The 25,324-nt window shown below is 73.5% G+C and carries 20 protein-coding genes; 7 read left to right on the top strand and 13 right to left on the bottom strand.

The genetic code is table 11. From position 1 onward, the window contains the following. Positions 1-27: 27 nt before the first annotated feature. Both IE269_RS12025 and IE269_RS12020 read left to right on the top strand, forming a co-directional pair. Positions 28-1,566 (top strand): YfcC family protein, encoded by a 1,539-nt coding sequence (locus IE269_RS12025; protein ID WP_189822864.1) that lies wholly within the window; start codon positions 28-30, stop codon positions 1,564-1,566. A gap of 107 nt (positions 1,567-1,673) precedes the next feature. Further along, positions 1,674-2,633 carry a fibronectin type III domain-containing protein gene (locus tag IE269_RS12020; protein WP_189823295.1) on the top strand — a complete coding sequence of 320 codons (960 nt, stop codon included), beginning with the start codon at positions 1,674-1,676 and terminating at the stop codon, positions 2,631-2,633. 16 nt (positions 2,634-2,649) lie between these two features. Here IE269_RS12020 and IE269_RS12015 read toward each other — a convergent pair whose 3' ends face one another. Beyond that, positions 2,650-4,344 (bottom strand): TerD family protein, encoded by a 1,695-nt coding sequence (locus tag IE269_RS12015; protein WP_229897648.1) that lies wholly within the window; start codon positions 4,342-4,344, stop codon positions 2,650-2,652. Between the two features lie 62 nt (positions 4,345-4,406). Next, positions 4,407-4,907, bottom strand: coding sequence for an excalibur calcium-binding domain-containing protein (locus IE269_RS12010; RefSeq protein ID WP_189822862.1), 501 nt, complete (start codon positions 4,905-4,907; stop codon positions 4,407-4,409). A 149-nt stretch (positions 4,908-5,056) separates the two neighbouring features. Here IE269_RS12010 and IE269_RS12005 point away from each other — a divergent pair, with 149 nt between their 5' ends. Then, complete coding sequence (locus tag IE269_RS12005) at positions 5,057-8,293, top strand: DEAD/DEAH box helicase (RefSeq protein ID WP_189822861.1); 3,237 nt, start codon at positions 5,057-5,059, stop codon at positions 8,291-8,293. Positions 8,294-8,400: 107 nt separating this feature from the next. Here IE269_RS12005 and IE269_RS12000 read toward each other — a convergent pair whose 3' ends face one another. Next, positions 8,401-9,915: an alpha/beta fold hydrolase gene (locus tag IE269_RS12000; RefSeq protein ID WP_189822860.1), complete on the bottom strand. Its 1,515-nt coding sequence runs from the start codon at positions 9,913-9,915 to the stop codon at positions 8,401-8,403. A gap of 84 nt (positions 9,916-9,999) precedes the next feature. On the opposite strand from IE269_RS12000, the gene IE269_RS11995 reads away from it, so the two are divergent. After that, positions 10,000-10,569: a CGNR zinc finger domain-containing protein gene (locus tag IE269_RS11995; protein WP_189822859.1), complete on the top strand. Its 570-nt coding sequence runs from the start codon at positions 10,000-10,002 to the stop codon at positions 10,567-10,569. Between the two features lie 44 nt (positions 10,570-10,613). Here the strand turns inward: IE269_RS11995 and IE269_RS11990 are convergent, their stop codons facing one another. The 5 genes from IE269_RS11990 to IE269_RS11970 all read right to left on the bottom strand — a co-directional run bounded on the left by IE269_RS11990 (position 10,614) and on the right by IE269_RS11970 (position 15,348). Next, positions 10,614-11,174 (bottom strand): hypothetical protein, encoded by a 561-nt coding sequence (locus IE269_RS11990; RefSeq protein ID WP_189822858.1) that lies wholly within the window; start codon positions 11,172-11,174, stop codon positions 10,614-10,616. Positions 11,175-11,248: 74 nt separating this feature from the next. After that, complete coding sequence (locus IE269_RS11985; RefSeq protein WP_189822857.1) at positions 11,249-12,436, bottom strand: FAD-dependent monooxygenase; 1,188 nt, start codon at positions 12,434-12,436, stop codon at positions 11,249-11,251. 184 nt (positions 12,437-12,620) lie between these two features. Then, positions 12,621-14,246: a malate synthase A gene (gene aceB / locus IE269_RS11980; RefSeq protein WP_189822856.1), complete on the bottom strand. Its 1,626-nt coding sequence runs from the start codon at positions 14,244-14,246 to the stop codon at positions 12,621-12,623. A 269-nt stretch (positions 14,247-14,515) separates the two neighbouring features. Beyond that, positions 14,516-15,124 carry a nucleotidyltransferase family protein gene (locus tag IE269_RS11975; RefSeq protein WP_189822855.1) on the bottom strand — a complete coding sequence of 203 codons (609 nt, stop codon included), beginning with the start codon at positions 15,122-15,124 and terminating at the stop codon, positions 14,516-14,518. A 38-nt stretch (positions 15,125-15,162) separates the two neighbouring features. Then, positions 15,163-15,348, bottom strand: coding sequence for a hypothetical protein (locus IE269_RS11970; RefSeq protein ID WP_189822854.1), 186 nt, complete (start codon positions 15,346-15,348; stop codon positions 15,163-15,165). A 275-nt stretch (positions 15,349-15,623) separates the two neighbouring features. On the opposite strand from IE269_RS11970, the gene IE269_RS11965 reads away from it, so the two are divergent. After that, positions 15,624-15,965, top strand: a complete 342-nt coding sequence (locus tag IE269_RS11965) for a DUF5955 family protein (protein WP_189822853.1) — start codon at positions 15,624-15,626, stop codon at positions 15,963-15,965. On the opposite strand, the gene IE269_RS11960 is transcribed toward IE269_RS11965, so the two are convergent. From IE269_RS11960 to IE269_RS11945, 4 genes are all read right to left on the bottom strand, one after another. Continuing rightward, positions 15,937-20,016, bottom strand: a complete 4,080-nt coding sequence (locus IE269_RS11960; protein ID WP_189822852.1) for a HEAT repeat domain-containing protein — start codon at positions 20,014-20,016, stop codon at positions 15,937-15,939. The two genes, IE269_RS11965 and IE269_RS11960, sit on opposite strands and share 29 nt — an antisense overlap. A 225-nt stretch (positions 20,017-20,241) precedes the next feature. Further along, entirely contained in the window at positions 20,242-20,541 is a 300-nt protein-coding gene (locus IE269_RS11955) for a hypothetical protein (protein ID WP_189822851.1), read from the bottom strand. Positions 20,542-20,594: 53 nt separating this feature from the next. Beyond that, positions 20,595-21,236 (bottom strand): response regulator, encoded by a 642-nt coding sequence (locus IE269_RS11950; protein ID WP_229897586.1) that lies wholly within the window; start codon positions 21,234-21,236, stop codon positions 20,595-20,597. Then, complete coding sequence (locus IE269_RS11945) at positions 21,233-22,465, bottom strand: sensor histidine kinase (RefSeq protein WP_189822850.1); 1,233 nt, start codon at positions 22,463-22,465, stop codon at positions 21,233-21,235. Before IE269_RS11945 ends, IE269_RS11950 begins: the two co-directional genes overlap by 4 nt. 112 nt (positions 22,466-22,577) lie before the next feature. Between IE269_RS11945 and IE269_RS11940 the strand changes: the two genes are divergently transcribed. Together IE269_RS11940 and IE269_RS11935 are read left to right on the top strand one after the other, a co-directional pair. After that, positions 22,578-23,654: an ABC transporter permease gene (locus tag IE269_RS11940; RefSeq protein ID WP_189822849.1), complete on the top strand. Its 1,077-nt coding sequence runs from the start codon at positions 22,578-22,580 to the stop codon at positions 23,652-23,654. Then, positions 23,651-24,340, top strand: coding sequence for an ABC transporter ATP-binding protein (locus IE269_RS11935; protein WP_189822848.1), 690 nt, complete (start codon positions 23,651-23,653; stop codon positions 24,338-24,340). Before IE269_RS11940 ends, IE269_RS11935 begins: the two co-directional genes overlap by 4 nt. A 54-nt stretch (positions 24,341-24,394) precedes the next feature. Here IE269_RS11935 and IE269_RS11930 read toward each other — a convergent pair whose 3' ends face one another. Next, positions 24,395-25,201 carry an IclR family transcriptional regulator gene (locus IE269_RS11930; RefSeq protein ID WP_189822847.1) on the bottom strand — a complete coding sequence of 269 codons (807 nt, stop codon included), beginning with the start codon at positions 25,199-25,201 and terminating at the stop codon, positions 24,395-24,397. Positions 25,202-25,324 lie beyond the last annotated feature (123 nt).

Raw genomic sequence — 25,324 nt, 5'->3', positions numbered from 1 at the left:
CCGTGCTCCTGTGATCCATTGATCAACATGAGCACGGCAACCGAGCCCCGGCCGGACCCGGACCCCGACCTCGACCCGGGTCAGAAGAAGGGGTTCCGCTTCCCCAGCGCCCTGACCGTCCTGGTCCTGGTCACCCTCGGCGTCTGGCTGCTGGCCTTCCTCATCCCCTCCGGCGCGTACGACCGCGACAAGAACGGCGCGCCGATCCAGGGCACGTACCACCGCGTCGACTCCGGCCAGAGCTTCACCGATCGGCTCAACGACCTCTTCCTCTCCCCGGTCAACGGTCTGTACGGCGTACAGGACGAGAAGACCGGGCAGGTCGGGCCCGACCTGGCGGGCGAGCTGTACGGCAGCGCGGGCGTCTTCCTCTTCGTCCTCGCCATCGGCGCGTTCATCACCGTCGTCTTCGCCACCGGCGCCCTCGACCGGGGCATCGGCCGCCTCGCCCACCGGCTGCGCGAGCGCGGGGCGCTGCTCATCGCGGGCGTGATGGTCGTCTTCGCCCTGCTGGGGACGGTGGAGGGGTTCGCCGAGGAGACCCTCGGCTTCTACGGGCTGATCATTCCGCTGATGCTGGCGCTCGGGTACGACCGGATGGTGGCGACCGGCACGATCATCCTGGGCGCGGGCGTCGGCGTCCTGTGCTCCACCGTGAATCCCTTCGCGACCGGAGTGGCCTCCTCCGCCGCCGGGATCTCGCTCGGTGACGGCATCGTGCTGCGCGCGCTGATGTGGGTGGTGCTGACGGGCGTCACCATCGCGTACGTCATCCGGTACGCGCGCCGTGTGCAGCGCGATCCGGCCCGCTCGATCTCCGGCTTCCTGCCCGGTGACCGGGAGCAGTCGGCGGCCGAGGCGGAGGAGCCGCCGCCGCTGACCGGCCTGCACCAGGTGCTACTGGTGCTGGTCGCCCTCACCTTCGCGTTCATGATCTTCTCGGTGGTGCCGTGGTCCAGCGCCCTCACCGGCGACGCCGAAGCGACCCCGTACGGCTTCGAACTCGGCTGGTCCTTCCCGCAGTTGGCGGCACTCTTCCTGGTCGCGGCGGTCGTGGTCGGCATCGTCGCCCGCTTCGGCGAGCAGAAGCTCAGCTCGACCATCGCGCAGGGCGCGGCGGACTTCATCTCGCCGGCACTGGTGATCGTGCTCGCGCGCGGGGTCACCGTCATCATGAACAACTCCCGCATCACCGACACCGTCCTCAGTGCCGTCGAAGACGTCGTCACCGGCACCTCCTCGGCCTTCTTCGCCGTGATCGTCTTCGTCGTCAACCTCCCCCTCGCCTTCCTGATCCCCTCCACCTCCGGCCACGCCACCCTCGCCATGCCGATCCTGGCCCCGCTCGCCGACTTCGCGGGCGTGCCGCGTGCGGTGGTCGTCACGGCCTGGCAGTCCGCGAGCGGGCTGATGAACCTCTGGGTGCCGACCACCGCCGTCACCATCGGCGGCGTCGCACTCGCCAAGGTCGGCTACAACTCCTACCTGCGCTTCGTCTGGCCGCTGCTCGCCACCCTGTTCGTCCTGATCTGCGGCTTCGTGGCGCTGGGTGCGGTCATGACATGACGCCCGGCCCCTTGTCCCGGGGCGGCCGGACATGGCATACAGGTCTGGACCAATAGTCCCTCCGAGGAAAGGTCCCGGCTGTGCAACGCCCCACCGTTCGCACCGTGTTGACCTGTACGGCGCTGCTGCTCGCGAGCGCCACCGCCTGTAGTGGTGCCAAGGCCCAGCCCGCCCGCGACACCGCCGCCCCGACCGTCCCCGCCGGAGTCACCGCCCAGGCGGGCAGCGCGCACTCCGTGCACGTCATGTGGAGCGCGTCCACCGACGACCGGGGCATCGCGGGCTACGACGTCTACGCGCAGGGCAAGAAGGTCAAGACCCTTCCGCCGCAGACCACCATGGTCGACGTCGACCGGCTGACCCCCGCCACCTCCTACTCCTTCACCGTACGAGCCCGGGACGCGGCCGGAAACCTCTCCGCCCCGAGCCCCGCCGTCACCGCGAAGACCCGCGCCCCCGCCCCCGACGACAGCACACCCCCGAGCACCCCGACTGCGCTCACCGGCAGGGTCGTTGACGGCACCTCGGTCCAGCTCTCCTGGAAGCGCGCCACGGACCCCGGCGGCGCCGTCACCGCGTACGACATCTACCAGGAGGACTCCCGCATCCACAGCGTGCACGGCACCGAGACCGGCACCCGCGTCACCGGCCTGCGCCCCGGCACCGTCTACACCTTCACCGTGCGGGCCCGCGACGCCGCCGAGAACTCCTCCCAGGACAGCAACGCCCTCGACCTGACCACCGCCCGCACCCCGGGCGGCCGGGCCTCCACGGCCCCCACCGGTCTGACCGCCACCGCCCACGCCAACGGCATCGAGCGCACGATCCGACTCCGCTGGACCCAGCCCCGTACCGGAGGCGAAGTGGCCGAGTACCAGCTGTACTTGAACGGCCAGCTCGCCACCACCATCGCCTGGGGCGCCCCACCGCCACCCGGCCCCGTGACGTACGACTTCACCGTCTCGGAACCCCCTGGCACCCGCTACACCGTGAAGCTCCGCGCCAAGCTCCCGGACGGCAAGTGGGGCGACTTCTCGGCGCAGCGGACGGTGGTGGGGGCGGGCTGAGGGGACGCCGAAGGAGTCAGTCCAGGTCCACGCCGTAGTGCCGGGCCGGACCCGCCAGGCCCTCGGCCCAGCCCTGGCCCACCGCGCGCAGCTTCCAGACGCCGGGGCCCCGGCGGTAGACCTCGGCGACGAGCAGGGCGGTGATCCCGGAGGCGGCCGGGGTCACGAACTCCCATGATCCGCCTGCCGGTTCGGTCACCGAGAGCCGGGCGGCCACCGGAGTGTCGGCGCTGACGACGACCGCCAGCCGGTCGACGGACGGCGGGAGCCGGTCCAGCGCGACGTCGACGGTGGCGGGCGGGGTCAGGTGCACCGCGCCCGCCGCGCCGGACGGCTGGTTGTAGAAGACGAAGTCCTCGTCGCGGGCGACCCGTTCGGCCGTGTCCAGCAGGAACACGGACAGGTCGGCGCCGGGGGAGTGGCAGTGCAGCCGCAGGGCGGTGTGCGGGGCGGGCAGGGCGACGTTCTCGCCGGGGCGCAGGGCGGTGGCGGAAGGGGGCGGCGGGTTCCTGCGGTCGGCCAGCCAGGCGGCGTACGGCAGCGGATCGTACGGGCTCGTCGCGGGCGGCGGCGGGGTGTACGGGTTCGGCGCGGGCGGGGGCGTGCCTCCGTCCCGCGTCAGGCCGGCGTCCAGGTCGCCCAGCGCCGCGTCGTCCTCCGCGCTGCCCAACAGGGCGGCCAGGCACGGCACTTGGGACACGTCGAGCGCCTTGACGCTCGTCGTCACCGAGCACTCCACACCCGTACCCACGTCCAGGAACCGCACCGCGTCCTCGGCGGTGCGCCACGCCGTGCCCTCGACCGACCGGCGCGACCACTGTCCGTACACGACGATGCCGAGGCGGCGCGAGTCAGGGATGCGGGTCAGGACCGCGAGGTCGATCGCGGTGATGCCCGGGGCGACCGCGAAGCCCTCCTTGAGGGTGGCCACCACGTGCGAACCCAGCGACGTCATCCACCAGTGCAGGCGGTCGCGCTGGGTGAGGTTCTTGAGGGTGGGCCGCCCGGTCGGGGTCAGCGCGGGCGTCTTCGTCGGCCAGGAGCCGAAGTCCGGCTGGCGCACGACGACGGAGAGCACACCGTCCGAGACGCCGACCGCGCAGCCCGCCGCCGGATTGTCGGAGAACGCCTCGTTGACCGTGCGGCAGACGGTCTCCTCGTCGTTCGCGGCCAGCCGGGCCCACCAGTCGCGGGCCTGCGTCTCGACGCGGGCGTGCGACTGGTGGGCCCGGCTGGCGACCTCGGCCGCCAGGTACGCGGGTACCTCGGCGGCCGCCCGCTGCTTGGCGGCGGAGCGCCGGTCGCGCGAGAACAGGCCGATGCCGGTCAGATGGTGCCGTTCGGCCTCCGCGAGCGCCCAGCGCAGGTCCCGCGCCGGCGGCGGAGGGAGCTGCGGCGGGCGGGCCGGGGCGAAATCCTCCGGGTGGACGGTGGTGGTCTCCTCACGGAGCCGGGTCAGCTCGGCGATCGCCGCCTCGCGTTCCGCCTGCTGCTCGGCCCGCGCGGCCTGCCGGGCGAGCCGGTCGGTCTGGGCGGGAGAGGCGGTGGCGGTGCGGCGGCGGGACCTGCCCCCACCGCCGCCCAGGGAGGTGGACGCGGAGAACGGTCCCGCGCCGGTCGACAGCCGGGTGCCGCCCGCGCCGAAGCTGACCCGGGCGGCGCGCGGGCCGACCGAGGTGCGCACCCCACGGCTGGAGACGCGCACGCTCATGCCGGGCACGCCCACACGGAAACCGAAACCCATCAGCTGCTCCCGCCTGCCGTCCGGCCCTGTTACTTCTCGCAGGCGACGCCGTCGCCGTCCCGGTCGAGCTTGCGACTGTAACCGGGGTCGCCCACGTACAGCGGAGCCTTCCCGGCGTTGCGGACGGCGGTGCAGTTCTTGTAGTACGCGGAGCCCCCGCCGGAGCTCTTGGCCGGCGCCTCCTGGCGTGCGGGCTCACGGGCCGGGGCCGGGGCCGCCGTCTCGGTCTCGGTGGCCGTCACCGTGACGGTCGGGGCGGGCTCGGTCGGGGTCGCGGTCTCCGTGACGGTGACCGTCGGGGCCGGGGGCGGCGTGGCGGACACCGTGACCGTCGGCGCGGGGGAGACGTCCGCGACCGTACGGGCCTGCGGCGTGTCGCCGTCGCTCCCGGTGCCGCCCACGCCGATGCCCACGAAGAAGGCCAGCAGGGCGCCGCCGCCGGCCAGCGCGTACTTCTTCTTGCCGCGACGGGCGGCCGGGCGGTCGCCGTCGTAGGGGTTCGTCGGGTTGTTCCAGGTGGGCGTGCTCATGCGGGAGGTGTTCCTGTACGGGGAGGGGGAGGGGGCAACCTCGCAAAGTTACGTTCGCGGGGTGCGCCGGAGACAGTGCCCTTGGCCCCGGGGCGGACGGGCGAAGGTCCCGGGTGAGGGGACGGCGGGCCTGATGGCACAGTGGTCCGATGGACGTGAGCGTGGATGTGGCGGGGGACGGGGCCGGCGGGGAGCCGGAGGAGCTGTTGACCCTGGCCGAACGGGTCGACCGGGTGTGGGGTGTGGTCCTTGAGGGCGAGCTCAACTCCCGTTTCGAGGCGCCCGGTTGGAGCTACCAGGAGGAGGTCGGGCGGGACTGCCCCACCTGCGGGGCCCCGCTCCACTCGCTGCGCCGCCCGTACGAGTCCGGGGGCCGCCAGTACCGGTACGTGGCCGTCGTCTGCCCGCAGTGCCCCGCCGCGTACACCCTGGAGGACCTGGGGGCGAAGACGTACGACCAGCTCACCCGGAAGACGCGGACGGCCGCGACCGCCAGGACGGCCGCGAAGACCGCCAGGACGACGAAGACCACCAGGACGGCGAAGACCGCCGGGACGGCCGGGACCAGCAAGACGGCCAGGGCGCGCAAGCTGAGGGCCGAGGCGGCAGAGGCCCGGGCCACGCCCCCACCGGCCCCGACGGCCAGGACCGCAGCGGTGTCGTCCGAGCGGCGGGCCCCGCGCCCGGACTGGCCCGACGACCTCGTGCCGCCCGGCGAGGCCGAGGCCCGGCGGCTGCTGTGGTGCAAGGTCGCCGACCCCGGCTGGCGGCCGGAGCCCGCCGCGCTGGCCGCCGCCGACGACGTACGCGTGATCATGCCGGAGGGCACGCCGTACGACGCGCTGCGCGCGGAGCTGGACGCGCTGGCCGTGCCGCACCGCAGCGTCCGGCACTGGCAGGAGTCCGAGCAGGTCGCCACCGTCAACGACCTGGGCGGCAGCACCGACCTCGTCGCGTACGCCGCCGCCGGGGCCAGTCCCGCCGCCGGGCCCGCGGCCTTCGCCGCCCGGGACGCCTTCGCGCTCCAGTGGGACGCGCTGGAGCCGGTCGAGGAGGAGACCGCGTACGTACCGGTGGCCGGCCTCGTGCCCGAGGAGTGGGCCCGGCTGCTGCCGCACCCCACCTTCAACCCGGCCCAGGCCGCCGCCGTACCCGTGATCCTCGGCGAGCGCGAGCACACCGTCGTCGTCGCCCCGACCGGCGCGGGCAAGACCCCCATCGGCATGGTCGCCGCCCTGCACGCGCACGCGCAGGGCCGCAAGGCCGCCTGGCTCGTCCCGCAGCGCTCGCTCACCGACGAACTCGACCGTGACCTGGAGAAGTGGCGGCGCGCCGGTCTCCAAGTGGTGCGCCTGACCGGGGAGTTCGCGGTCGACGCGGAGGCGATCCGGACGGCCGACGTGTGGGTGGCGACCACCGAGAAGTTCGAGGCGATCTGCCGGACCGGCTCGCTGCGCACCGCGCTCGCCGAGGTCGGCTGCTTGATCGTCGACGAGATCCACCTGCTGGGCGACCCCACCCGCGGGCCGGTCCTGGAGGCGCTGCTGGCGCGCGTACGGGAGAACGCCGAGCAGGTCCGTATCGTCGGCCTCTCCGCGACCGTCGCCAACGCCGACGAGGTCGCCGACTGGCTCGGGGCGCGGCTGGTCCGTATCGCCTGGCGGCCCACCCGGCTGACCTGGCAGCTGCCCGTGCTGCCGCCGACCGAGGACAACTGGACCGCCCGGGGCGCGGCCCGCACCGCCGAGGCGGTGCGGCTCACCCGGGCCGTCACCGAGGAGGACGGCAGCACCCTCGTCTTCTGCGGCAGCAAGCGCGGCGTGCGGATGACCGCGCTCGCGCTGGCCGGGGACCGGGGCGTCCCCGTCAAGGGCGCGGACGTGGACGACGAGGACGAGGTCGAGCGGCTCACCACCAAGGCGGGCGTACGGCTGCACTACCGCGACTGGCCGTACAAGCGGGACGCGGAACAGGACTTCCGGACGCGTGCGGCGGACGTGCTCGTCGCCACGTCGACGGTTGCCGCCGGGGTCAATCTGCCCGCCCGTGCCGTCGTCGTACGGGACACCCAGATCGGCCTCGACCGGGTCGAAGTCTCCATGGTCCAGCAGATGTTCGGGCGTGCGGGGCGGGTCGGCGCGGGGGAACGGGAGGGGTGGGCGTTCCTCCTCGCGGAGGGGCCGGAGCGGGCGCAGTGGCAGGCGCGGCTGGCCGCCGGGTACACGGTCACCTCCCGGATCAGGGACGTACTGCCCGACCACGTACTGGCGGAGGCGGTGCAGGGAAGCATCAACTCGCTGCGGCAGGCGGAGAGTTGGTGGACGCGCACGCTCGCCTTCCACCAGGGCCACGAGAGCTTCGACCCGCTGTACGACGCGGTGGGCTTCCTCGTCTCCGGGGGCTTCCTGCGCCGTACGGCGGGCGAGGACGGGGACGACCTGCTGGAGCCGACGCCGACGGGCATGCTGACCAGCCGGTTCATGGTGGCGGCCGACCTCGCGGACAGTGTGCGGTCGGCGCTCGACGCGGCGCCGGTGCCGGGGTCGGCCGAGGAGGCGGAGGACGTGCTGATCGGGGTGCTCAGCACGACGCTGCCCGCGCTGGAGCAGGCGCCGTTCACGGAACGGGCGAAGAAGGCGCTCATGGGAGTGCTGCGGAACCGCGGGATGCGGGAGGAGGAGCCCTCTGCGGAGGAGTCCTCGGCCTGTGAACCCAAGGCCGTGGCAGGGGACTTGGCGCGGGCCGTGCTGCTGCTCGTCGCGAACAACCCGAAGCTCTTCCGGACCCGCAGCGGGTACGTGCTCGGCGTACCGCTGGGCAGCATGGCCCAGATCCTGGAGGAGTCCCAGCGGTACCTGGCCTGGCTCGGCGCGCAGGGCGAACTGGGGACGGTGCACCCGTGGGCGGCGGTCGTGGCGTCCGACCTGTCGCAGCGGGTGCGGTGGCGGGTGCTCGGCCCGGAGCGGGGTGCCGGGCGGCTGCTGTGGATGTGCGAGCAGATGGCGACCGCGCCGCACGCGCAGCGCCTGGTGCCGCAGATGTGGCGGGCGGCGAGGGCCCGGGAGATCGGCGCACCGGACTGGCGGGGCACGCGGGCGCCGACGGGCTGCGCGCTCTCCCCGGACCGCTATCTCGCGCTGCTCGCGGACCGGGCGACGGGAGTCTCCCTCGACGTGACCCCGTCGGCGGTACGGGCCGAGGCCCCGGCGGGGACGGTCGTACGGGTGTGGGAAGGCACGGCGGTACGGGAGTGGGCGTCGGAGGGCGAGCCCTCGGAGGTCGACTACCCGTCGGGGGCCCCGGCGGGTCACCGGGGCGCGGCGGTCTTCACGCGGGGCGACTACTGGGGCGGAGGGTGGCTGCGGGCGTACAACGGGACGGCGTGAGGGCGGGGCGGGCGGGCCTGCCCGGGGTGGACGGGCGGGTCTGCCCGGGGTGCAGGCGACAGCGGGCCCCCGCCCCGAAGGGAAGGGGGCCCGGCGGCCCGGCCCGGTCAGTAACCGACGGTGATCCGCTCCCGGACGAAGGTGCCCTGCTCCAGGGTGTCCACGACCGCCGCCGCGAAGTCGCCCACGGAGATCCGGCTCTCGCCCTCGGCGTCGGTGATCGGGGTGTCCCTGGCCTCGGCGCGGAAGGACCCGGTCTTCGGTCCGGGGACCAGGTGCATGGGCGGCGGGCTGACGTAGGTCCACTCGACCGCAGTCGGCGTGGCGCGCAGCAGGTCGAGGGCCTCGGTCTGGTCCCGTGCCGTCTCCAGGTACGCGGCGGGGAAGCCGGGGGCGTCGACGAACCGCTCGCCCGGTGCGTACTCCAGACTGCCGCCGCCGCCCAGGAACACCAACCGGGGAACCTTCGCCTCGGGCAGCGCCTCCAGCAGCGCCTGCGCGCTTCTCGCCACCAGGCGGTCCGGACCCTTGACGCCGACCACCACGGCGTCGTGCCCGGCGACGGCCGCCGCCAGGGCGGCGGGGTCGGTGACATCGGTGGTGGCCCGGCCGAGCGGCGTGACCCGGTGACCCCGCGCGGCCGCCTCGGCCGCGACGGCGCCCCCGAGGTTTCCGCCCGCTCCGACGATCGCGATCTTCATGGCGGTCCTCTTCCTGTTCTCTGCTGCGGCGGGCCGTGCGGACGTTTCGAGGAGCTCGGCGATCAGAGGGGCCATTTCGGGGAGCTTCTCCTCCAGCGCGAAGTGGCCGGTGTCGAACACGTGCACCTGGGCCTCGGGCAGGTCGCGCAGGTAGGCGTGCGCCCCGGCCTCGGGGAAGAACGCGTCGTTGCGGCCCCACAGCACCAGGGTCGGCGGACGGTGCTCGCGGAGCCACTGCTGCCAGAGCGGATAGCGGTCGATGTTGGAGTGGTAGTCGAGGGCCAGCGCGACCTGCGCCTCCTTGCGGCCCGGCAGGTCGAGGAAGTGCTGGTCCAGGGTCCAGCCGTCGGGAGCGACGAGGGCGGCGTCGCCGGTCCCTCCCTCGTACTGGCCCCGGGTGACCGGGAGGGTCAGGATCTCGCGGACCCGTTCCTCGGCGCCCGGTACGCCCGGCCGGTTCGCGGTCATCGCCCTGGCCAGGTCGGAGAGGCCCTCGTCGTACGCATTGGCGTTCTGCACGATCAGCCCGTTGATCCACTCGGGGTGCCGGACGGCCAGCCGCATGCCGACCGGACCCCCGAAGTCGAAGGTGTAGAGCGTGAATCCGTCGGCGCCGAGATGCAGGGCCTCGACGAAGCCCTCCATGACGTCGGCCAGGCTCTCGAAGGAGTACGTGAAGTCCTCGGGGGCCTCGGTGTGACCGAAGCCGGGGTAGTCGGGGGCGATCAGGCGGTAGCGGGTGCCGAGGGTGTCGATCAGCCGCCGGAACTGGTGCGAGGCGGACGGGAAGCCGTGCAGCAGGAGCAGCGTGGGCGCGTCGGCGGGGCCGGCCTCCCGGTAGAAGACCCGGACCCGGTCCACCTCCACGAAGCGGTGGACGGTCCGCGCGACGTCGATGCCCGTTGGGGTGTGCCTCGTCATGTCACATGCTCCCTCGTGGTGTTGATGCATTAGTTATACGGCCGGTCTCCTAATGGGTCAATGGGCTGGAGTAGCATTAGTTCCATGAGAGACAAGCTGCCCCTGGTCGGTGAACCCCTTCCGCTGGACCTGATCAACACCCGCGCGAACGGACCCGCCGGGGAGGTCGATCTGCTGGTGTCCGCCCAGGAGTTCCGTCCGTGGCTGGACTCCCAGGCGGGACGCCTCCCCGGCCCCGGCTCCGCCGGGATCGACCTCGACGCGCTGCGCGCGCTGCGCGGGCAGGTCGAGACGGCGGTCGACTGTGCCCGCGACGGAGTGGAGCCGCCCGCCCAGGCGCTGCGTGCTCTCACCCGGGCGCAGCTCGCCGGCCCCCTGCACCGTGAACTCGCCTGGGGGGACGGGGGCGTCACCGCCGCCCGGGTGCGTACGGGAAGCGCCACCGGCGTCCTGCTCGCCGAACTGGCCGACGCCACCGTCGACCTGCTGACCGACCCGGCAGCGCTCGGCAAGGTGCGGCGCTGCGAGGGGCCGGGATGCCGGCTGCTCTTCCTCGCGGTGAACCCGCGACGCCGCTGGTGCTCACCGGCGCTGTGCGGAAACCGGGTGCGGGTCGGCCGGTACTACCAGCGGCACAAGGAAGACGCGGGCTGAGCATGCGGGGGAGGGTCTGCCCCTGGCGAGCGGCCCCCGCTCGCTCACCCCTCGGTCGGCGTGACCTCCTCGGGGAGCCCCTCCACCCCCTCCAGCGCTTCTCGCGCCCGCTCGCCGAGGTCTCCGCCCGCCCGCCCCGCCCGTGAGGTGAGCAGCCCTTCGCGGCGCGCCTTCTTCAGGTGGTCCTTGACCGAATCGGGCTTCCTGCCGAGCCGCTCGGCCAGCCACGGCACCGGCGCCTGCACCCCCTTGTCGACCAGGTCCCGGTACGTCAGGCACAGCACCGACAGGTACCGCTCCGACACCCCTTCCCCGCCGAGCAACCGGCCCGCCAGCGCGGCCAGTTCGACGAGCCGCCCCTCCTCCGCCCGCCACGGCGGCGACGCGGGTGCGGTCTCCTGCGCCTTCTTCACCGCCTCCGCCAGGTCGAGCCGCCGCAGCACGGTGGTCGAGATGCCGCGTGCCACGTCTCCCGGCGGGGCGTCGGGGGCGGCCTCGATGACGATCTTCTGCGGGCCTCCGGAGACGGCCCCCTCCGGCCACCACATGGTGATCCACCAGGGGTCCCGGAACTGGACGACTTCAAGTCCTTCACTGAATGGCATACGACCACCCTAGGCCGGTCCACCCAGGGTGGTCAATGCCGGGTGTGCACCCTGCGCCGGTGGTCGCCGCAGGCTCAGCCGCGCTTCAGCTCCCGCCCACCGAAAGCGCCGCTCCCGTCCGCGCTGCTCCAGAACGCCTCCAGGTCGCCGTCCCGCATCGCCGACCAGTCCGGCGTCTCCTGCACCAGCGCGCGTCCGAGGGAGCGGCCCAGGTCGACCATGGTGCGGCCCACCGGGGCGCGCTGGGCGTCGTACGCGGCGAAGCCCTCGGCGGCGGAGGGGGCGGCCCGGAGCGCCTCCTGGAGGGCGGTCGCGTCCTGGAGGGCCTTCACTGCGCCCGCGCCGGTGTGCGGGCGGGCGACGGTGGCGGCGTCACCGACGAGGGCCAGGCGGTCGGTGGCGTACTGCGGGGCGGTGAAGTCGTACAGCGGCTGCACGAAGCGGTCCTCCGTCGGGGTCGCCTCGATCAACGCGGCGAAGAACGGCGGGAGTTGGTGCCGGGTGATGTCGGTGAGCCGTTCCGCCAAGTCGGCCGTGAGGGCGCGCTGCCCGTCCGGCGGCAGGGTGTGCCCGGCGGGCGGGGTGGTGTAGAAGACCCAGTTGACGCGGTGGCCGCCCGCGTCGTCGGGGATGCGGTAGATGACGATGTGCCCGCCGTCGAAGACGACGTACGCGCATTCGTCGACGGGCCACAGGTGCGCGTCGGGCAGCTCCGCCCCGGCGTACGCGCCGCGCCACGCGAGAGACCCCGAATACTCGGGTACGGTCCCGGGGCAGGCGGCGGTCCGCACCACCGACCGGTACCCGTCCGCCCCCACGACGGCGTCGAATGCCTCCCCGTCCAACTCCGCGCCCCGGCTGGTGAGCCGGACCTCCTTCACGGCGACCCCCGGCCGGAACTCCACCGCCTCGGGCACCCGCGCCCGCAGCTCCCGCCACAGGGAACCCCAGCTGTACGTCCGGAACGCGAAGGGCATGACGGAGAGCGCCCGCCCCAGAGGGGAGGGGGCGGAGTTGTCCTTGACGTACCAGGTCCGGTGCGTGAGCGGCACGTACGGCATCGCCGCGTCCAGGAACCCCGCGGCCTCCAGCTCCTTGTACCGCTCGCCGTGCACGGCGAGCCCGACCCCGCGCGCGGCGAGCCGCCCACCGGTCCGCTCGAACACGGTGACGGACGCGGCCCCGGCCCGCTGGACGGCGAGGGCGGCGGCACATCCGGCGATGCTGGACCCGATGACGGCGAGTCGCGCGTGGGGGATCATGTGCCCATTGTGGCAGGGGAGTTGACCCACGACGACGGCCCGGGGCCGGACCCGCACGCGATGTGCGGGTCCGGCCCCGGGCCGTCAGAGGCTGCGGACCTCGGCGAGAGGACCTCAGCCCGTCAGCAGGCGCTCGGCCCACCGGCAGACTCGGCCCACCGGCAGACTCAGCCGACCGGCAGGCTCAGCCCACCAGCTGCTCGTACGCCGGCAGCGTCAGGAAGTCCGCGTAGTCCGCGTCCAGCGAGACCGTCAGCAGCAGGTCGTGCGCCTGCTGCCACTTGCCCGCGGCGAACGCCTCCTCGCCGATCTCCTCGCGGATCTTGCCCAGCTCCTCCGCCGCGATCTTCCGCGTCAGCTCGGCCGTCGCCTTCTCGCCGTTCTCGAAGACGACACCGGCGTTGATCCACTGCCAGATCTGCGAGCGCGAGATCTCGGCGGTGGCCGCGTCCTCCATCAGGTTGAAGATGGCGACGGCGCCCAGGCCGCGCAGCCACGCCTCGATGTAGCGGGTGCCGACCTGGACCGCCGAGACCAGCCCCTGGTAGGTCGGCTTCGCGTCCAGCGAGTCGATGGCGATGAGGTCACCGGCCGCGACCGAGACGTCCTCGCGCAGCCGCTCCTTCTGGTTCGGCTTCTCACCGAGGACGGCGTCGAAGGAGGCCATCGCGATCGGCACCAGGTCCGGGTGGGCGACCCAGGAGCCGTCGAAGCCGTCGCCGGCCTCGCGGTCCTTGTCCGCCTTGACCTTCTCGAAGGCGACCTTGTTGACCTCGGCGTCGCGGCGCGAGGGGATGAACGCCGCCATGCCGCCGATCGCGTGCGCGCCGCGCTTGTGGCAGGTGCGCACCAGCAGCTCGGTGTACGCCCGCATGAACGGGGCGGTCATCGTCACCGCGTTGCGGTCCGGCAGGACGAACTTGGCGCCGCCGTCGCGGAAGTTCTTCACGATCGAGAAGAGGTAGTCCCAGCGGCCCGCGTTCAGGCCCGCCGCGTGCTCGCGCAGCTCGTAGAGGATCTCCTCCATCTCGTACGCGGCCGTGATCGTCTCGATCAGGACGGTCGCGCGGACGGTGCCCTGCGGGATGCCGACGTAGTCCTGGGCGAAGACGAAGATCTCGTTCCAGAGGCGCGCCTCCAGGTGCGACTCCGTCTTCGGCAGGTAGAAGTACGGGCCCTTGCCGAGCTCGATGAGCCGCTTGGCGTTGTGGAAGAAGTACAGGCCGAAGTCGACCAGCGCGCCCGGGACGACGTTGCCGTCGGCGTCGCGCAGGTGACGCTCCTCCAGGTGCCAGCCGCGCGGCCGCATCACGACGGTCGCCAGCTCGGAGTTGTCCTTCAGGGCGTACGACTTGCCCGACTTCGGGTCGGTGAAGTCGATGTTGCGGGTGTACGCGTCGATCAGGTTGCGCTGGCCGAGGATCACGTTCTCCCAGGTGGGAGCCGAGGCGTCCTCGAAGTCGGCGAGCCAGACCCTGGCGCCCGAGTTCAGGGCGTTGATGGTCATCTTCTGGTCGGTCGGACCGGTGATCTCCACCCGGCGGTCGTTCAGCGCGGCCGGGGCCGGGGCGACCTTCCAGGAGTCGTCCTCGCGGATCGCGGCGGTCTCCGGCAGGAAGTCCAGCGAGGAGGTGCGGGCGATCTCGGCGCGGCGCTCGGCGCGGCGGGCCAGCAGCTCGTTGCGGCGGGGGGTGAACCGCTGGTGGAGCTCGGCCACGAACGCGAGGGCGGCGTCGGTCAGAACCTCGTCCTGCCTCGGCAGGGGCTCGGCGTCGACGATGGCCAGCGGGGACGGCGCTGGTGCGGACATGAGCGGTCACTCCTTCGCGGGCGGTGCCTTCGCGTCCGCCGGGCAGTCGCCGCGGCACGGGGTGCCGAGGGTGCCGAGATACGGGCGCAGGCGCCGTTTGATGTGTTTCGGTCGATCAGGCGCTTCTGAACAGTGGATATTAGTTTCCTCATGGTGGAAGTTCAATGGTTTGTTGACGTCGAGATTCTTCGGGGCGACAGAACGTGGCCCTGAGTGCCGCACCGCTCACCGCAAGTGGAGGTCACACCTCCAGGCGGGCGGGACCGCGGTCACACCTCCAGGCGGGCGAGGTCCTCGGGCAAGTCGATGTCGTACGCCTGCGCCACGTCCCCGCACTCGACGAGCGTCAGCTCCGCCGCGTGCGCCTCCAGATAGGCGCGTGCCCCGCGATCGCCGGTCGCAGTCCTCGCGATGTCCGCCCACCGGTCCGCGCCGAAGAGGACCGGGTGCCCGCGCTCCCCGTCGTACGAAGCCGCCGCCAGCCCGGTGGCACGGCCCGCACCCAGCACCCGGGCGACGGCGGCGGGCCCGATGCCGGGCTGGTCGACGAGAGAGGTCAGCGCGGCCCCGTACCCCTTGTCCTCGGAGAGGCGCCGCAAGCCCGCGCGCAGCGACGACCCCATGCCCTGCTCCCACTCCGGGTTCTCCACCAGTACGCACCCGGCCAGCCCGGCGCGCCGGCGCACCTCATCGGCGGCGGCGCCCAGGACGACGTACACCTGGGAGCAGCCGCCCTCCCGGAGCACCCGTACCGCGTGCTCGACCAGGGGGCGGCCGCGGAAGTCGAGGAGGGCCTTGGGCCTGCCGCCCAGCCGGCGGCCGCCGCCCGCGGCGAGGAGCAGACCGGCGACGGGCGGGTGCGGGGTGGGGTGCGTCATGGGCCCTGCATACCAGTCCGCCCGGCGGATCCGGCGGCTCAGTCCTGGAAGGACCCGTCGCGGCGGCGCTCGTGACGGCGCATCACATGCCCGCACTGCGGACAGTTCCGCAGGAACACCGGCTTCACCAGCCAGGACAACGTGACCGCGTACAGCACGCCCCGCGCGGTGCGGCCCACCAGGCTCTTCGTACACGTACGGCAGTCGCGGCAACCGTCCGCCATGGCCCCTCCTTCAGCAGGCGCGCACCCACTGCGCGCGCTCTGCTTTCACGGTAGATCCGCCCAGGTCAGAAGGGGTGCTCCCGGGTTCTGCTGTACCCGGACCGGGGCAGTGTCACAGCGGAAACGTGACGGCCCCCCGCTCAACCCTGCGGGCCGGATTACGGTCCGTACGGTGGCGCGCACGCGCTGAGAGCGTTAACGTGCCCGTCGCCCGGGATCGTTCGCTGGAGAACGACCCCCGAGAAGCAGCACGACGGCGTGCGAGGGGGAGAGCTTTGTTGCGAAGCGTTGAGGAGCGGTGCGTGACCGGCGCGGACAGCGACCCGAGGGTCGCGGAACTCCATACGGTCGTCTCCCGGCTCCGACGCGAACTCGCCGCGCACCCCGCCGAGTTGTCGGACCGGGCCATCGCCGAGGACGAGCTGGCGGCGCTCGCCGCGATGCTGCTCAGCGGCACGCCCGACGTCCTGCGGTTACGCCGCTCGCTGCTGCTGATCGCCGGGGCGATCGGCTCGGTGAGCGCGCTGGCCCCGGCGGTCGGCCTGGTCCGCGAGGCCGTCGAGAGCTTCGGCGACGGGTGGGCGGGGTTCAGGGGGCAGGGGCCTCCGGTTCCGTGAGGGCGTCCGTCAGGACTTCCTTGAGTACGTTCGTGAAGAGGGCCCGCCTGTCCGGGCGGGCGTGCGCCGCACTCCGCTGAAGCGCCGGAACGGCCCGCGTGCCCAGCCGCCGCACCCCTTGTGCCGCCGTTCTGCGGACCACCGGGTGGGCGTCGTCCAGCAGGGCGACCACGGCCGGAACCGCAGGCTCCCAGCCCGCACCGCACAGCACCCGCACCGCCATGCACCGCACATCGGTCTGCGGATCGGCGAGCAGGGTCTCGGTGAGGCGCAGATGGTCCTCGGGGGCGAGCAGCGCACGCGAGGTCCGGTGGGCGTGCAGACGCACGGCGGGCCGGTCGTGGCTCATCAACTCGGCCAGCAGATCACGAAGTTCGGCATCGGGTGCGGTGCCCTCCTCCGTCAGACGGGTCAGCGCCCGGCGGATCTGCTCCCGGTCGCCGCTGCGGGCCAGGGCGAGGAGTTCCGCACGGGACGGCGGGCGGGCGGCTGCGGCGGCCGGAGCCCGCTCGCGCAGCCCGGCCAGCGCCTCGGCGTCGCGGGCGGCGGCCCCGGGGGCGCGCAGGGGGCCGTCGGTGAGCGTGAGGCTTTCGGTGCGCCCCTCGGCCCGCAGTCGTTCAACAACCCTGTCGAGCAGGGGAGATCGCTGGAGTTCGCTGAGGGCGAGCAGGTCGAGGACTCCCCAGGCGCCGACGGCGAGACGATCGGCAACGAGTTCGGCGACCAGGTCGGCGGGTGCCTGGCGCAGCACTCGGCGGGCCTGCTCGCGCACTCCCTCCGGACCGTGCTCCCACCAGTCGAGCACGCGCGGCAGATGGGGCACGGGGTCCCAAGGGTCGAGCTCGCAGGCCAGGTCCAGGGCCCTCTCGGGGAGCACGCCGTCGGCGTGCAGCACCTCCGGCCCGGCGAGATGCAAGGCGCAGGTCATCCGGTGTGAGGCGCGCCCCGCGCCGAGCCGACCCTGCAAGTACGCCTTGAGGGCAGCTAGTTGGGCCTCCGGCTCCGGCCAGGAGAGCAGCACGTCGGCTGCGGTCTTCCGGCGCGCCTGTTCGGGGGCGTCGAGCAGGGCGAGCAGCCGTGCGTATTGCGCGGCGGAACGGGGCTGGTCGAGATCGCCGTCCTGTACGACGCGGGGGCGGGTCGGTTCCGGGGCCTCCGGCAGCGGCGGCACGCCGAGGGGCTGAAGGTCCTCGATCCGGTCCAGCAGGGCGGGGCGGTCGGCGGGGTCGGTGCTCGGGTAGGACTCGATCAGTGCGGCCAGATCCTTCCGTCGGGACTCCCCGGTGAGCCCGAACGCCTCCCGCAGCAAAGCGACTTCGGCCTGCCACGGGTCGCGCCCGCGCCCGGCCGCCTCCAGTGCGCGTTCGAGGTCGGCGCGCACGAGCGCCGCCCCGCAGGCCCGGAGCAGCGCCAGTGCCGGACGGCCCGGGACGGCGGGCAGCGCCCGCACCGCGTCGACCACCGTGAGTGCCTCGTCGGCGAGCAGTGTCGGCGCGACGGCTTCGAGCACGGGCAGCAGGGCGTCCAGGATCTCGGCCCCGGGTTCCAACGCGCTCAGGAGAAGGGGCAGGTGCCGAGCAAGGATCCGGATCTCGGCGGCGGCCCAGGGGGCGGGGCAGAGGCGCAGCGCGAAGGCGAGTACGTGGGGTGCGGTGGCCGTGAGGCGCAGCCAGTCGTCCAAGTGGGGCCGCAGCTGGGGGAGTTGATCCTCGTCGATGGGGGCGCTCGCCAGGTGCAGCGCAGCCTCCGGGTCCCAGCGCCGGGCCAGGAGGGCTGCGGGGCTCGGCTGTTGCGGTTCGCGTCCCAGCGGTACGGCCAGGTCGGCCAGGCTGCCGTCGGACGGGCACACCCGGTGGTCCGGCAGCAGGGCGAACAGGGCCGGGGCGACCGGGTGCGCCTGCGCGTGCAGGGCGAGGAAGGACCGTACCGGCAACGCGCCGTCGAGTCCCGCCAGCAGCAGGTCACGGGCGGCGGGCTCCGTGGCCTGCTCGGCCGCCCGCTCGGCGGTCTGCTGGGCGGCTTCGAGCACGGTCGCCGCGTACGCCGGGCCGAGGATCGCGCGAAGCGCCCGTACGAGAGCGGACCGCAGGCCCGGATTCCGCTGCCGTCCCAGGTGCCGCAGGAGGTCGGGGACCGCGTCCGGCGTGCCGATCCGGGACAGTACGTCGGCGGCGGTCTTGCGGACGTTCATGTTCGGGTGGTCGAGGCGGGCGGCGACCTCCGCCGACGCCCAGTGGGCCCGCGCGTGCCCGAGGGCCAGCAGGGCCTGCCGTACGGTCTGGACGTCCTGCGCACGGGTGAGGTTGATCAGCGTCGCGGACAGGGCACGGGCGTCCTCGCCGTCGGTGTCGCGGGCGAGCAGTGCGATCACGTGCTTGCGGACGTGCCGGTCGGGGTGACGCAGCAGACGGTGGACACGGGGACGGGTGCGGGGGGAGGGGGCGCCGGCGAGCAACAGCCGCAGGAGGACTGCCTGTTCGCCCTCGTGGAGGCCAGGCCGCTCCAGCAGCCCGAGCGCCAGGTCCGTCACCAGGGCGTGGCCCGCTGCGGCCGGATCGGCGGCGTCGAGGTGCCAGTGGGGGCGGATGTGCTGCCGCAGATGGAGCCGGGCGCCGAGGTCGCGCAGGGCCTCCACCACGTCCTGCGGGATCTCCGGCTCCCCGGCCGGCCAGTCCTGCCACTCCGGGCGTTCGTCGGCGAGGGGGTGCGGGGAAGCGCCGGGTTCGGCGGCCGCGGCCAGTTCGCCCGCGAGGCGCAGCAGGAGGTCCGCGAGTACGGGCAGCGTGCCGCTGCTGCCGTGCGCGGCGAGCCGCAGCAGGGCCTCCTTCGGCCTGCCGGGGTCCAAGTGGCTCCGCAGGACGTCGAGTTCGTGTTCGTCGGGGGCGCCGAGGTCGGCGGCGACGGCCGGAGGGAGGTCGGTCGGGTCGAGACGGGCGAGAAGGCCGGCGCGGTGGGCGGGGTCGCGGGTCAACTGCCAGAGCAGGCCCAGGGCTTGACGGCGTACGGGGAGCAAGTGGGCGGCGGTGATGGCGTCTTCGCCGTCCAGCCCGAAGGCAGCACGGAGCACCCGCACCGTCCGGTCGCCGCCGATCGCCTCCAGCGTGTGGAGCACGACGCGGGGCGCGGACGGGAGGAGAGCGAGGACCGCTTCCTCCGCGCTCTCGTGGCGCAGCTCGCGCAGGGCGGCGAGGAAGGGCTCGGGGGAGTGCGGGGCGGCTGCGAGGGCGCGGGTGATTTCCGCGCCGACCGGCAGGTCGCCCGTGCCCTGTGCGGCGAGCGCGACGAGGAGGTCGAGGCGGCGCGGCCAGGTGGGGTCGCCGGGCGGGGCGTCGAGCAGGGTGTGCAGGAGGGCGTGGCGGCAGGTGAAGAGGGTGGTGGCGAGGTCGCGGGGGCGTATCGAGTGGTCGGCGAGGGCGAGCGTGACCAGGGCCGGGACGTCCGCGTCCGTCGCGAAGTGGCCGCGCTGGTGCATGCCGCGCAGGCAGGTGAGGAGGGCCGCGCCGTAGAGGAGCGGGTCGCGGGAGGCGGTCTCGATGAGCGCGCCGACCTGGCCGCGCTCGGCCAGCCCGCCGAGGAGTTCGAGGGCGCGGCGGCGGAGGGCGGGCGGGAGGGCGCGGTCCGTGACGGCGTCGCGGAGGGGGTCGAGATGGCCGTGCCGGGCGGCGAGGGTGAGGGAGGCGTCGGTACGGAGGGGGAAGGGGTGCGGGAGCGGGGTCAACGAGGCCCAGGGCTGGGCGAGTTGACGAAGCGCCTCCTCGGTGGTGCCGTCGTCCGCCGGATTTTCCGCCAGCTTGAGCAGGAGGGAGCGTGCGGAGGACGGGGTCAGCGCGCAGGTGTGCAGGCCCTCGGTGGTCAGGCGCAGGGCCTCGGCGCGGAGGCCCGCGCGGATCAGCTCGGTGACCAGCAGGTCGGGGCGGTGCGCGAGGGTCACGTCGGCGCCGTGCAGGGCGTGGGGCAGAAGGCCGGAGGGAGCGCGGTGCACGGCGGACGGGTCGCGGAGGATCTCGGCACGGAGGCGAGCGATACGGGTGAGGGGGGCTGCGGTGTCCACCGCGGGATCCTAGGCGGCGGACGACCCCCGGGCCCAGGGAGTTTCCCAGGGATGCCGCCCGAAGGGCAGGCATCTAGGGGCGCGGGGAACTGCGCGACCAGCCACGACGAACCCGCGCGGAAACCGTGCACGCCCGGTACCGGGTGCCGACCCGACCACTCCGCACCGCCCCGCGCCCAAGCGGCCCGCACCGCCCCGCGCCCAAGCGGCCCGCGGCCCACCCACCTAGAACGTCCCCCCGACCTCCCCCACCTCCCCCTCCGCCAGCAGCCCGAACAGCCGGACCGCCTCGTCCACCTGCACCCCGTCCCGCGTCCCCGGCGCAGCCCCCTCGTCCTCGACGTTCTCCCACAGCAGCAGTCCCCCCGCGTACGCGGTCAGCGACCACCCGCTCTCGTGGGTCAGCGAGACCTCCGGGTTGACGGCCTCGGGGTCCGCCAGGCCGTCCACGACCAGGGTGCGCAGCGTCGCCGCGTCGGGCTCGTCCACCGCGTTGCCGTGGACGTCGTACATGAAGTAAGTCATGCCTCCACTATGGAGGACGCGTCCGGACCGGGCCGCACGGGGACTCGTGCAGGTCAGCGCCTGATCAGCCGCCGCGCCGTGGCCGCCGCCACCGCCGAGGTCCGCGAGTCGACGCCCAGCTTCGCGTAGATGTGCACGAGGTGGGACTTCACCGTGGCCTGGCTGAGGAAGAGGGCCTTGCTGATCTGCTGGTTGGAGAGGCCCTCGCCGACGAGTTGGAGGACCTCCAGCTCGCGCTTGGTCAGCGCCTCCGCAGGCGTCCGCATTCGGTCCATCAAACGGTGCGCGACCGCCGGGGCCAGCGCCGACTGACCGGCCGCCGCCGTGCGGACCGCCGCCGCCAGCTCCTCCGGCGGGGCGTCCTTGAGGAGGTATCCGGCCGCCCCCGCCTCGACCGCCGCCAGGATGTCCGCGTCGGTGTCGTACGTCGTGAGGACCAGCACCCGGGGCGCGCCCGGGCGGCCCGCGATGGCCGCCGTCGCCTCCGAACCGTGCATGCGGTCCGGGCCGAACTGGAGGTCCATCAGGACCACGTCGATCCCGCCCGCCGCCGCCAGCTCCACCGCCCGTTCCGCCGTCGAGGCCTCCTCTACGACGACGAAATCGGCCTCGGTGTCGAGCACCGCGCGCAGCCCGGCCCGTACGACGGGATGGTCGTCGGCCAGCAGCAGCCGGATGGGGGCGGAGGGGCTCACGGGGTGACTCCAGTGGGGGTCGGGGACACGGGCAGCGGCAGGGTGATCGCGACGGCCGTGCCCTGCCCCGGCGCGGACTCCACGCTCAGCGTGCCGCCCAGCGACCGGGCCCGCGCCCGCATCGCGGGCAGCCCGAAGCCGCCGTCCGAGGCGTCGGACGCGGGGCTGCGGCGCACCGCGCCCGGGTCGAAGCCGATGCCGTCGTCGACGATGTCGAGCGAGACCGAGGTCTCCATGAAGCTGAGGGTGATCTCCGCGCGGTCCGCCTTCGCGTGCCGGACCGTGTTGGCGAGGGCCGACTGGGCGATGCGGAGCAGGGCCACTTCGTACGGTGTGGGCAGCTCGACCGGCGTCCCGCTCACACCGAACTGCACGGCCGGCCCGCCGGGGGTGGGCGCGCAGAGGCGTTCGAGGGCGGCGGCCAGCGAGCCGTGCTCCAGATCCGGAGGGCTGAGGGCCCGTACGAAACGGCGTGCCTCGGCGAGATTGTCCTGCGCGGCCTCGCGGGCCTGGCGGATGTGCGCGAGGGCCGGGTCCTGGGGCGGCAGGGCGCGCTCGGCGGCGCGCAGCAGGAGCTGGATGCTGGAGAGGCCCTGGGCGAGGGTGTCGTGGATCTCGCGGGCGAGACGTTCGCGTTCGGCGAGGGTTCCGGCGGCGCGCTCGGCCTCCGCCAGTTCCGCGCGCGTCGACAGAAGCTCGTCGATCAGCTCGCGCCGCCGCTCGCTCTCCCGGTAGAGGGCCTGGTACCCCAGTACGGTCGCCACCGCGACGGCACCGCCCAGCAGCGGCCCGATGAACGTGCCCGGCGTCACCGCCTGCCCGTGCAGCACGAAGCTCGCGATGGCCGCCGCTGCGGTCGCGGCGACAGCCGTGAGCCCCCAGCGCATCGGGAGCAGGTGCAGCTGGAGGAAGTACAGGGGGAAGGCGGCCCACAGCCCGTCGGGGGACAGGGCGAGCAGCAGCAGCCAGGACGCGCCGAGTGCCGCCAGCCACCAGGCGGCGGCGCGCGGCGAGCGGGCCACGGAGGGGCTGAGCGTCCCGGCGACGTACACCCCGGCCATCAGCACGGCCGCCCCGACGACCGCGTACACGTACGAACCCCCTGCGGCGGCGGCCTTGACGGCGGCGAGCGCGAGCAGCCCGGCCAGCAGTGCGTGCAGACAGAGCCGCAGCACGCGCAGGACGGGGGTGAGGGTGAGGGCAGCCGGGGGCTGGGAGAGCGGATCCATGGTTCGTACCAGCCTAAAGGGGACGTCCTCGCGGCGTATCAACCAAAGGATTGATGCCGGAGCGAACCCGCGCCCGATGTTTCGGGGAGCGTCTGCGACCAGCCTGGTGCACATGTTCGTTGCATGGAGAGACCTCCGGTTCGCCAAGGGCCGCTTCGCCCTCATGGGCACGGTCGTGGTCCTGATCACCCTGCTCGTCGGCCTGCTGTCCGGGCTGACGGCGGGGCTGGCCAGGGACAACACCGTGGCCGTCACCTCGCTGCCCGCCGACCGGCTGGCGTTCGCCGCCCCGCCCGACGGCCAGGAGGTGTCGTTCACGAATTCCTCGGTGGGCGAGAGCGCCTGGCGCGACTGGGCCAAGCAGCCCGGCGTGGACAGCGCCGAGCCGATCGGCATCCGTACCGTCAACGGCTGGGCCGGCGACCGTACGGTCGCCGTCGCCGCCTTCGGCGTCGAACCGGGCGCGAAGATCGCCCCGGCCTCCGGCGACCTGGGTCCGGGCAAGGTGGTCCTCTCCACCAAGGCCGCCGAGGAACTGAACCTCGCCGCGGGCGACACGGTGCGCCTCGGCGACGTCGAGGAGACCGTCGCCGCCGTCGAGGGCGGGGCGATGTACAGCCACCAGCCGGTGGTGTGGACGTCGCTGGACGACTGGCAGAAGCTCGGCCACAGCGGTACGTCGACGGAGGAGCAGGCCACCGTCGTCGCGCTGAAGGGCTCGGCCGACTGGGCCGCCGGCGACAAGGCGACCGAGACGCGGTCCGTGCCGCTCGGCGACTCGCTGGCCGCCCTCGCCTCGTACCAGGCGGAGAACGGCTCCCTCCAGCTCATGCGCGGCTTCCTCTTCGCCATCTCGGCGCTCGTCGTCGGGGCCTTCTTCACCGTCTGGACCATCCAGCGCAGCGGCGACATCGCAGTCCTGAAGGCACTGGGCGCCTCCACCCCGTACCTCCTGAAGGACGCACTGGGCCAGGCCGTCGTCCTGCTGACGCTGGGCACCCTGCTCGGTACGGCGCTGGCGACGCTGCTGGGCGCGTCGATCGGCGGCGCCGTCCCCTTCGTACTGGAAGCGGCGACCCTGCTCGTCCCGGCCCTGGTGATGATCGCGCTCGGCATCGTCGGCGCCGCCCTGTCCATCCGGCGCATCACCGCCGTCGATCCCCTCACCGCCCTCGGGAGCGCCCGATGACCCTCACCCTGAACGACGTCACCCTCACCTACCCGGACGGCGACGCGTCCCGGCTGACCGCGTTGGACGCGGTGACCCTGTCGGTCGCCGCCGGTGAACTCGCGGCCGTGGTCGGCCCGTCGGGCTCCGGCAAGTCCAGCCTCCTCGCGGTGGCGGCGACGCTGGTGACACCCGACTCGGGCGTCGTCCTCGTCGACGGTACGGAGACGGGGACGCTGAGCCGCGCCGAGAAGGCGGAGCTGCGGCGGGACCGGATCGGCATCGTCTTCCAGCAGCCGAACCTGCTCGCCTCCCTCACGGCGGCCGAGCAACTCCAGGTGATGGCCCACCTGTCGGGCCGCAAGCCCCGTGAAGTGCGGGCGCGGGCGCTGGAGTTGCTGGACGCGGTGGGCCTCGCGGACAAGGCCGGCCGCCGCCCGCACCAGCTCTCCGGCGGCCAGCGGCAGCGCATCAACATCGCGCGGGCGCTGATGAACGAGCCCGCCGTGATGCTGGTCGACGAGCCGACCAGCGCCCTCGACCACGAGCGGGGCGCGGCGGTGCTGGACCTGCTGTCCGGGCTGACGCGGGAGCGCGGGGTGGCGACGGTGCTGGTCACGCACGACCGGTCGCATCTGGAGGTGGCGGACCGGGTGGTGCGGATGGAGGACGGACGGCTGGGGGCGATGAGTCCGTCGGGGGTGTGAGCCCGTTGGGGGCATGAGAAAGGGGGGCCCTCGGGCCCCCCTTTCTCATGCTGTTCAGCCCTGCGCAGGCCCCGTGTTCGCCAGCGCCACCGACAGGTCCTGGGCGACCTCCTGGAGGATCGGGACGATCCGCTCGGTCGCCGCCTCGGTGACCCGGCCGGCCGGACCGGAGATCGAAACAGCGGCGGCGGTCGGGGAGTTGGGGACGGACACCGCCAGGCAGCGCACCCCGATCTCCTGCTCGTTGTCGTCCACCGCGTACCCCACCCGGCGCACCTGCTCCAGCGCGTCCAGGAAGCCCTCCGGGGTGGTGATGGTCTTCTCGGTGGCGGCGGGCATGCCCGTGCGGGCGAGCAGGGCCCGTACCTCGTCCGCCGGGGTGTGCGCGAGGAGCGCCTTGCCCACGCCCGTGGAGTGCGGCAGTACCCGGCGGCCCACCTCGGTGAACATCCGCATCGAGTGCTTCGACGGCACCTGCGCCACGTACACGATCTCGTCGCCGTCGAGCAGCGCCATGTTCGCCGTCTCGCCGGTCTCCTCGACCAGCCGGGCCAGGTAAGGGCGGGCCCAGGTCCCCAGGAGGCGGGACGCGCTCTCGCCGAGCCGGATCAGGCGGGGGCCCAGCGAGTAGCGCCGGTTGGGCTGCTGACGTACGTAACCGCAGGCGACCAGCGTGCGCATCAGGCGGTGGATGGTCGGCAGGGGCAGCCCGCTGCTCGCGGACAGTTCGCTGAGGCCGACCTCACCGCCCGCGTCGGCCATACGCTCGAGGAGGTCGAAGGCGCGCTCCAGGGACTGCACACCGCCAGTCGCGGCGGCAGGCTTGGAAGCGTCGGTGGTGCTGGCGCTGGACGTCGGCACGGAGCGGTCCTTTCGGGGCTGGCAGGCAAGGCAGCAGACTACCTGTGGTGGTCCCGGAAGCCCCTCTAGGCAGGAGCTACATTCTACAAAGCGGAAGTCTAATTCCATTCTGTGGAAACATCC

The organism is Streptomyces spiroverticillatus (assembly GCA_014650415.1).
GTDB classification, from domain to species: Bacteria; Actinomycetota; Actinomycetes; order Streptomycetales; family Streptomycetaceae; genus Streptomyces; species Streptomyces spiroverticillatus.
The sequence above is the reverse complement of the archived record's forward strand: the minus strand, read 5'-3'. Positions and strand labels throughout refer to the sequence as shown.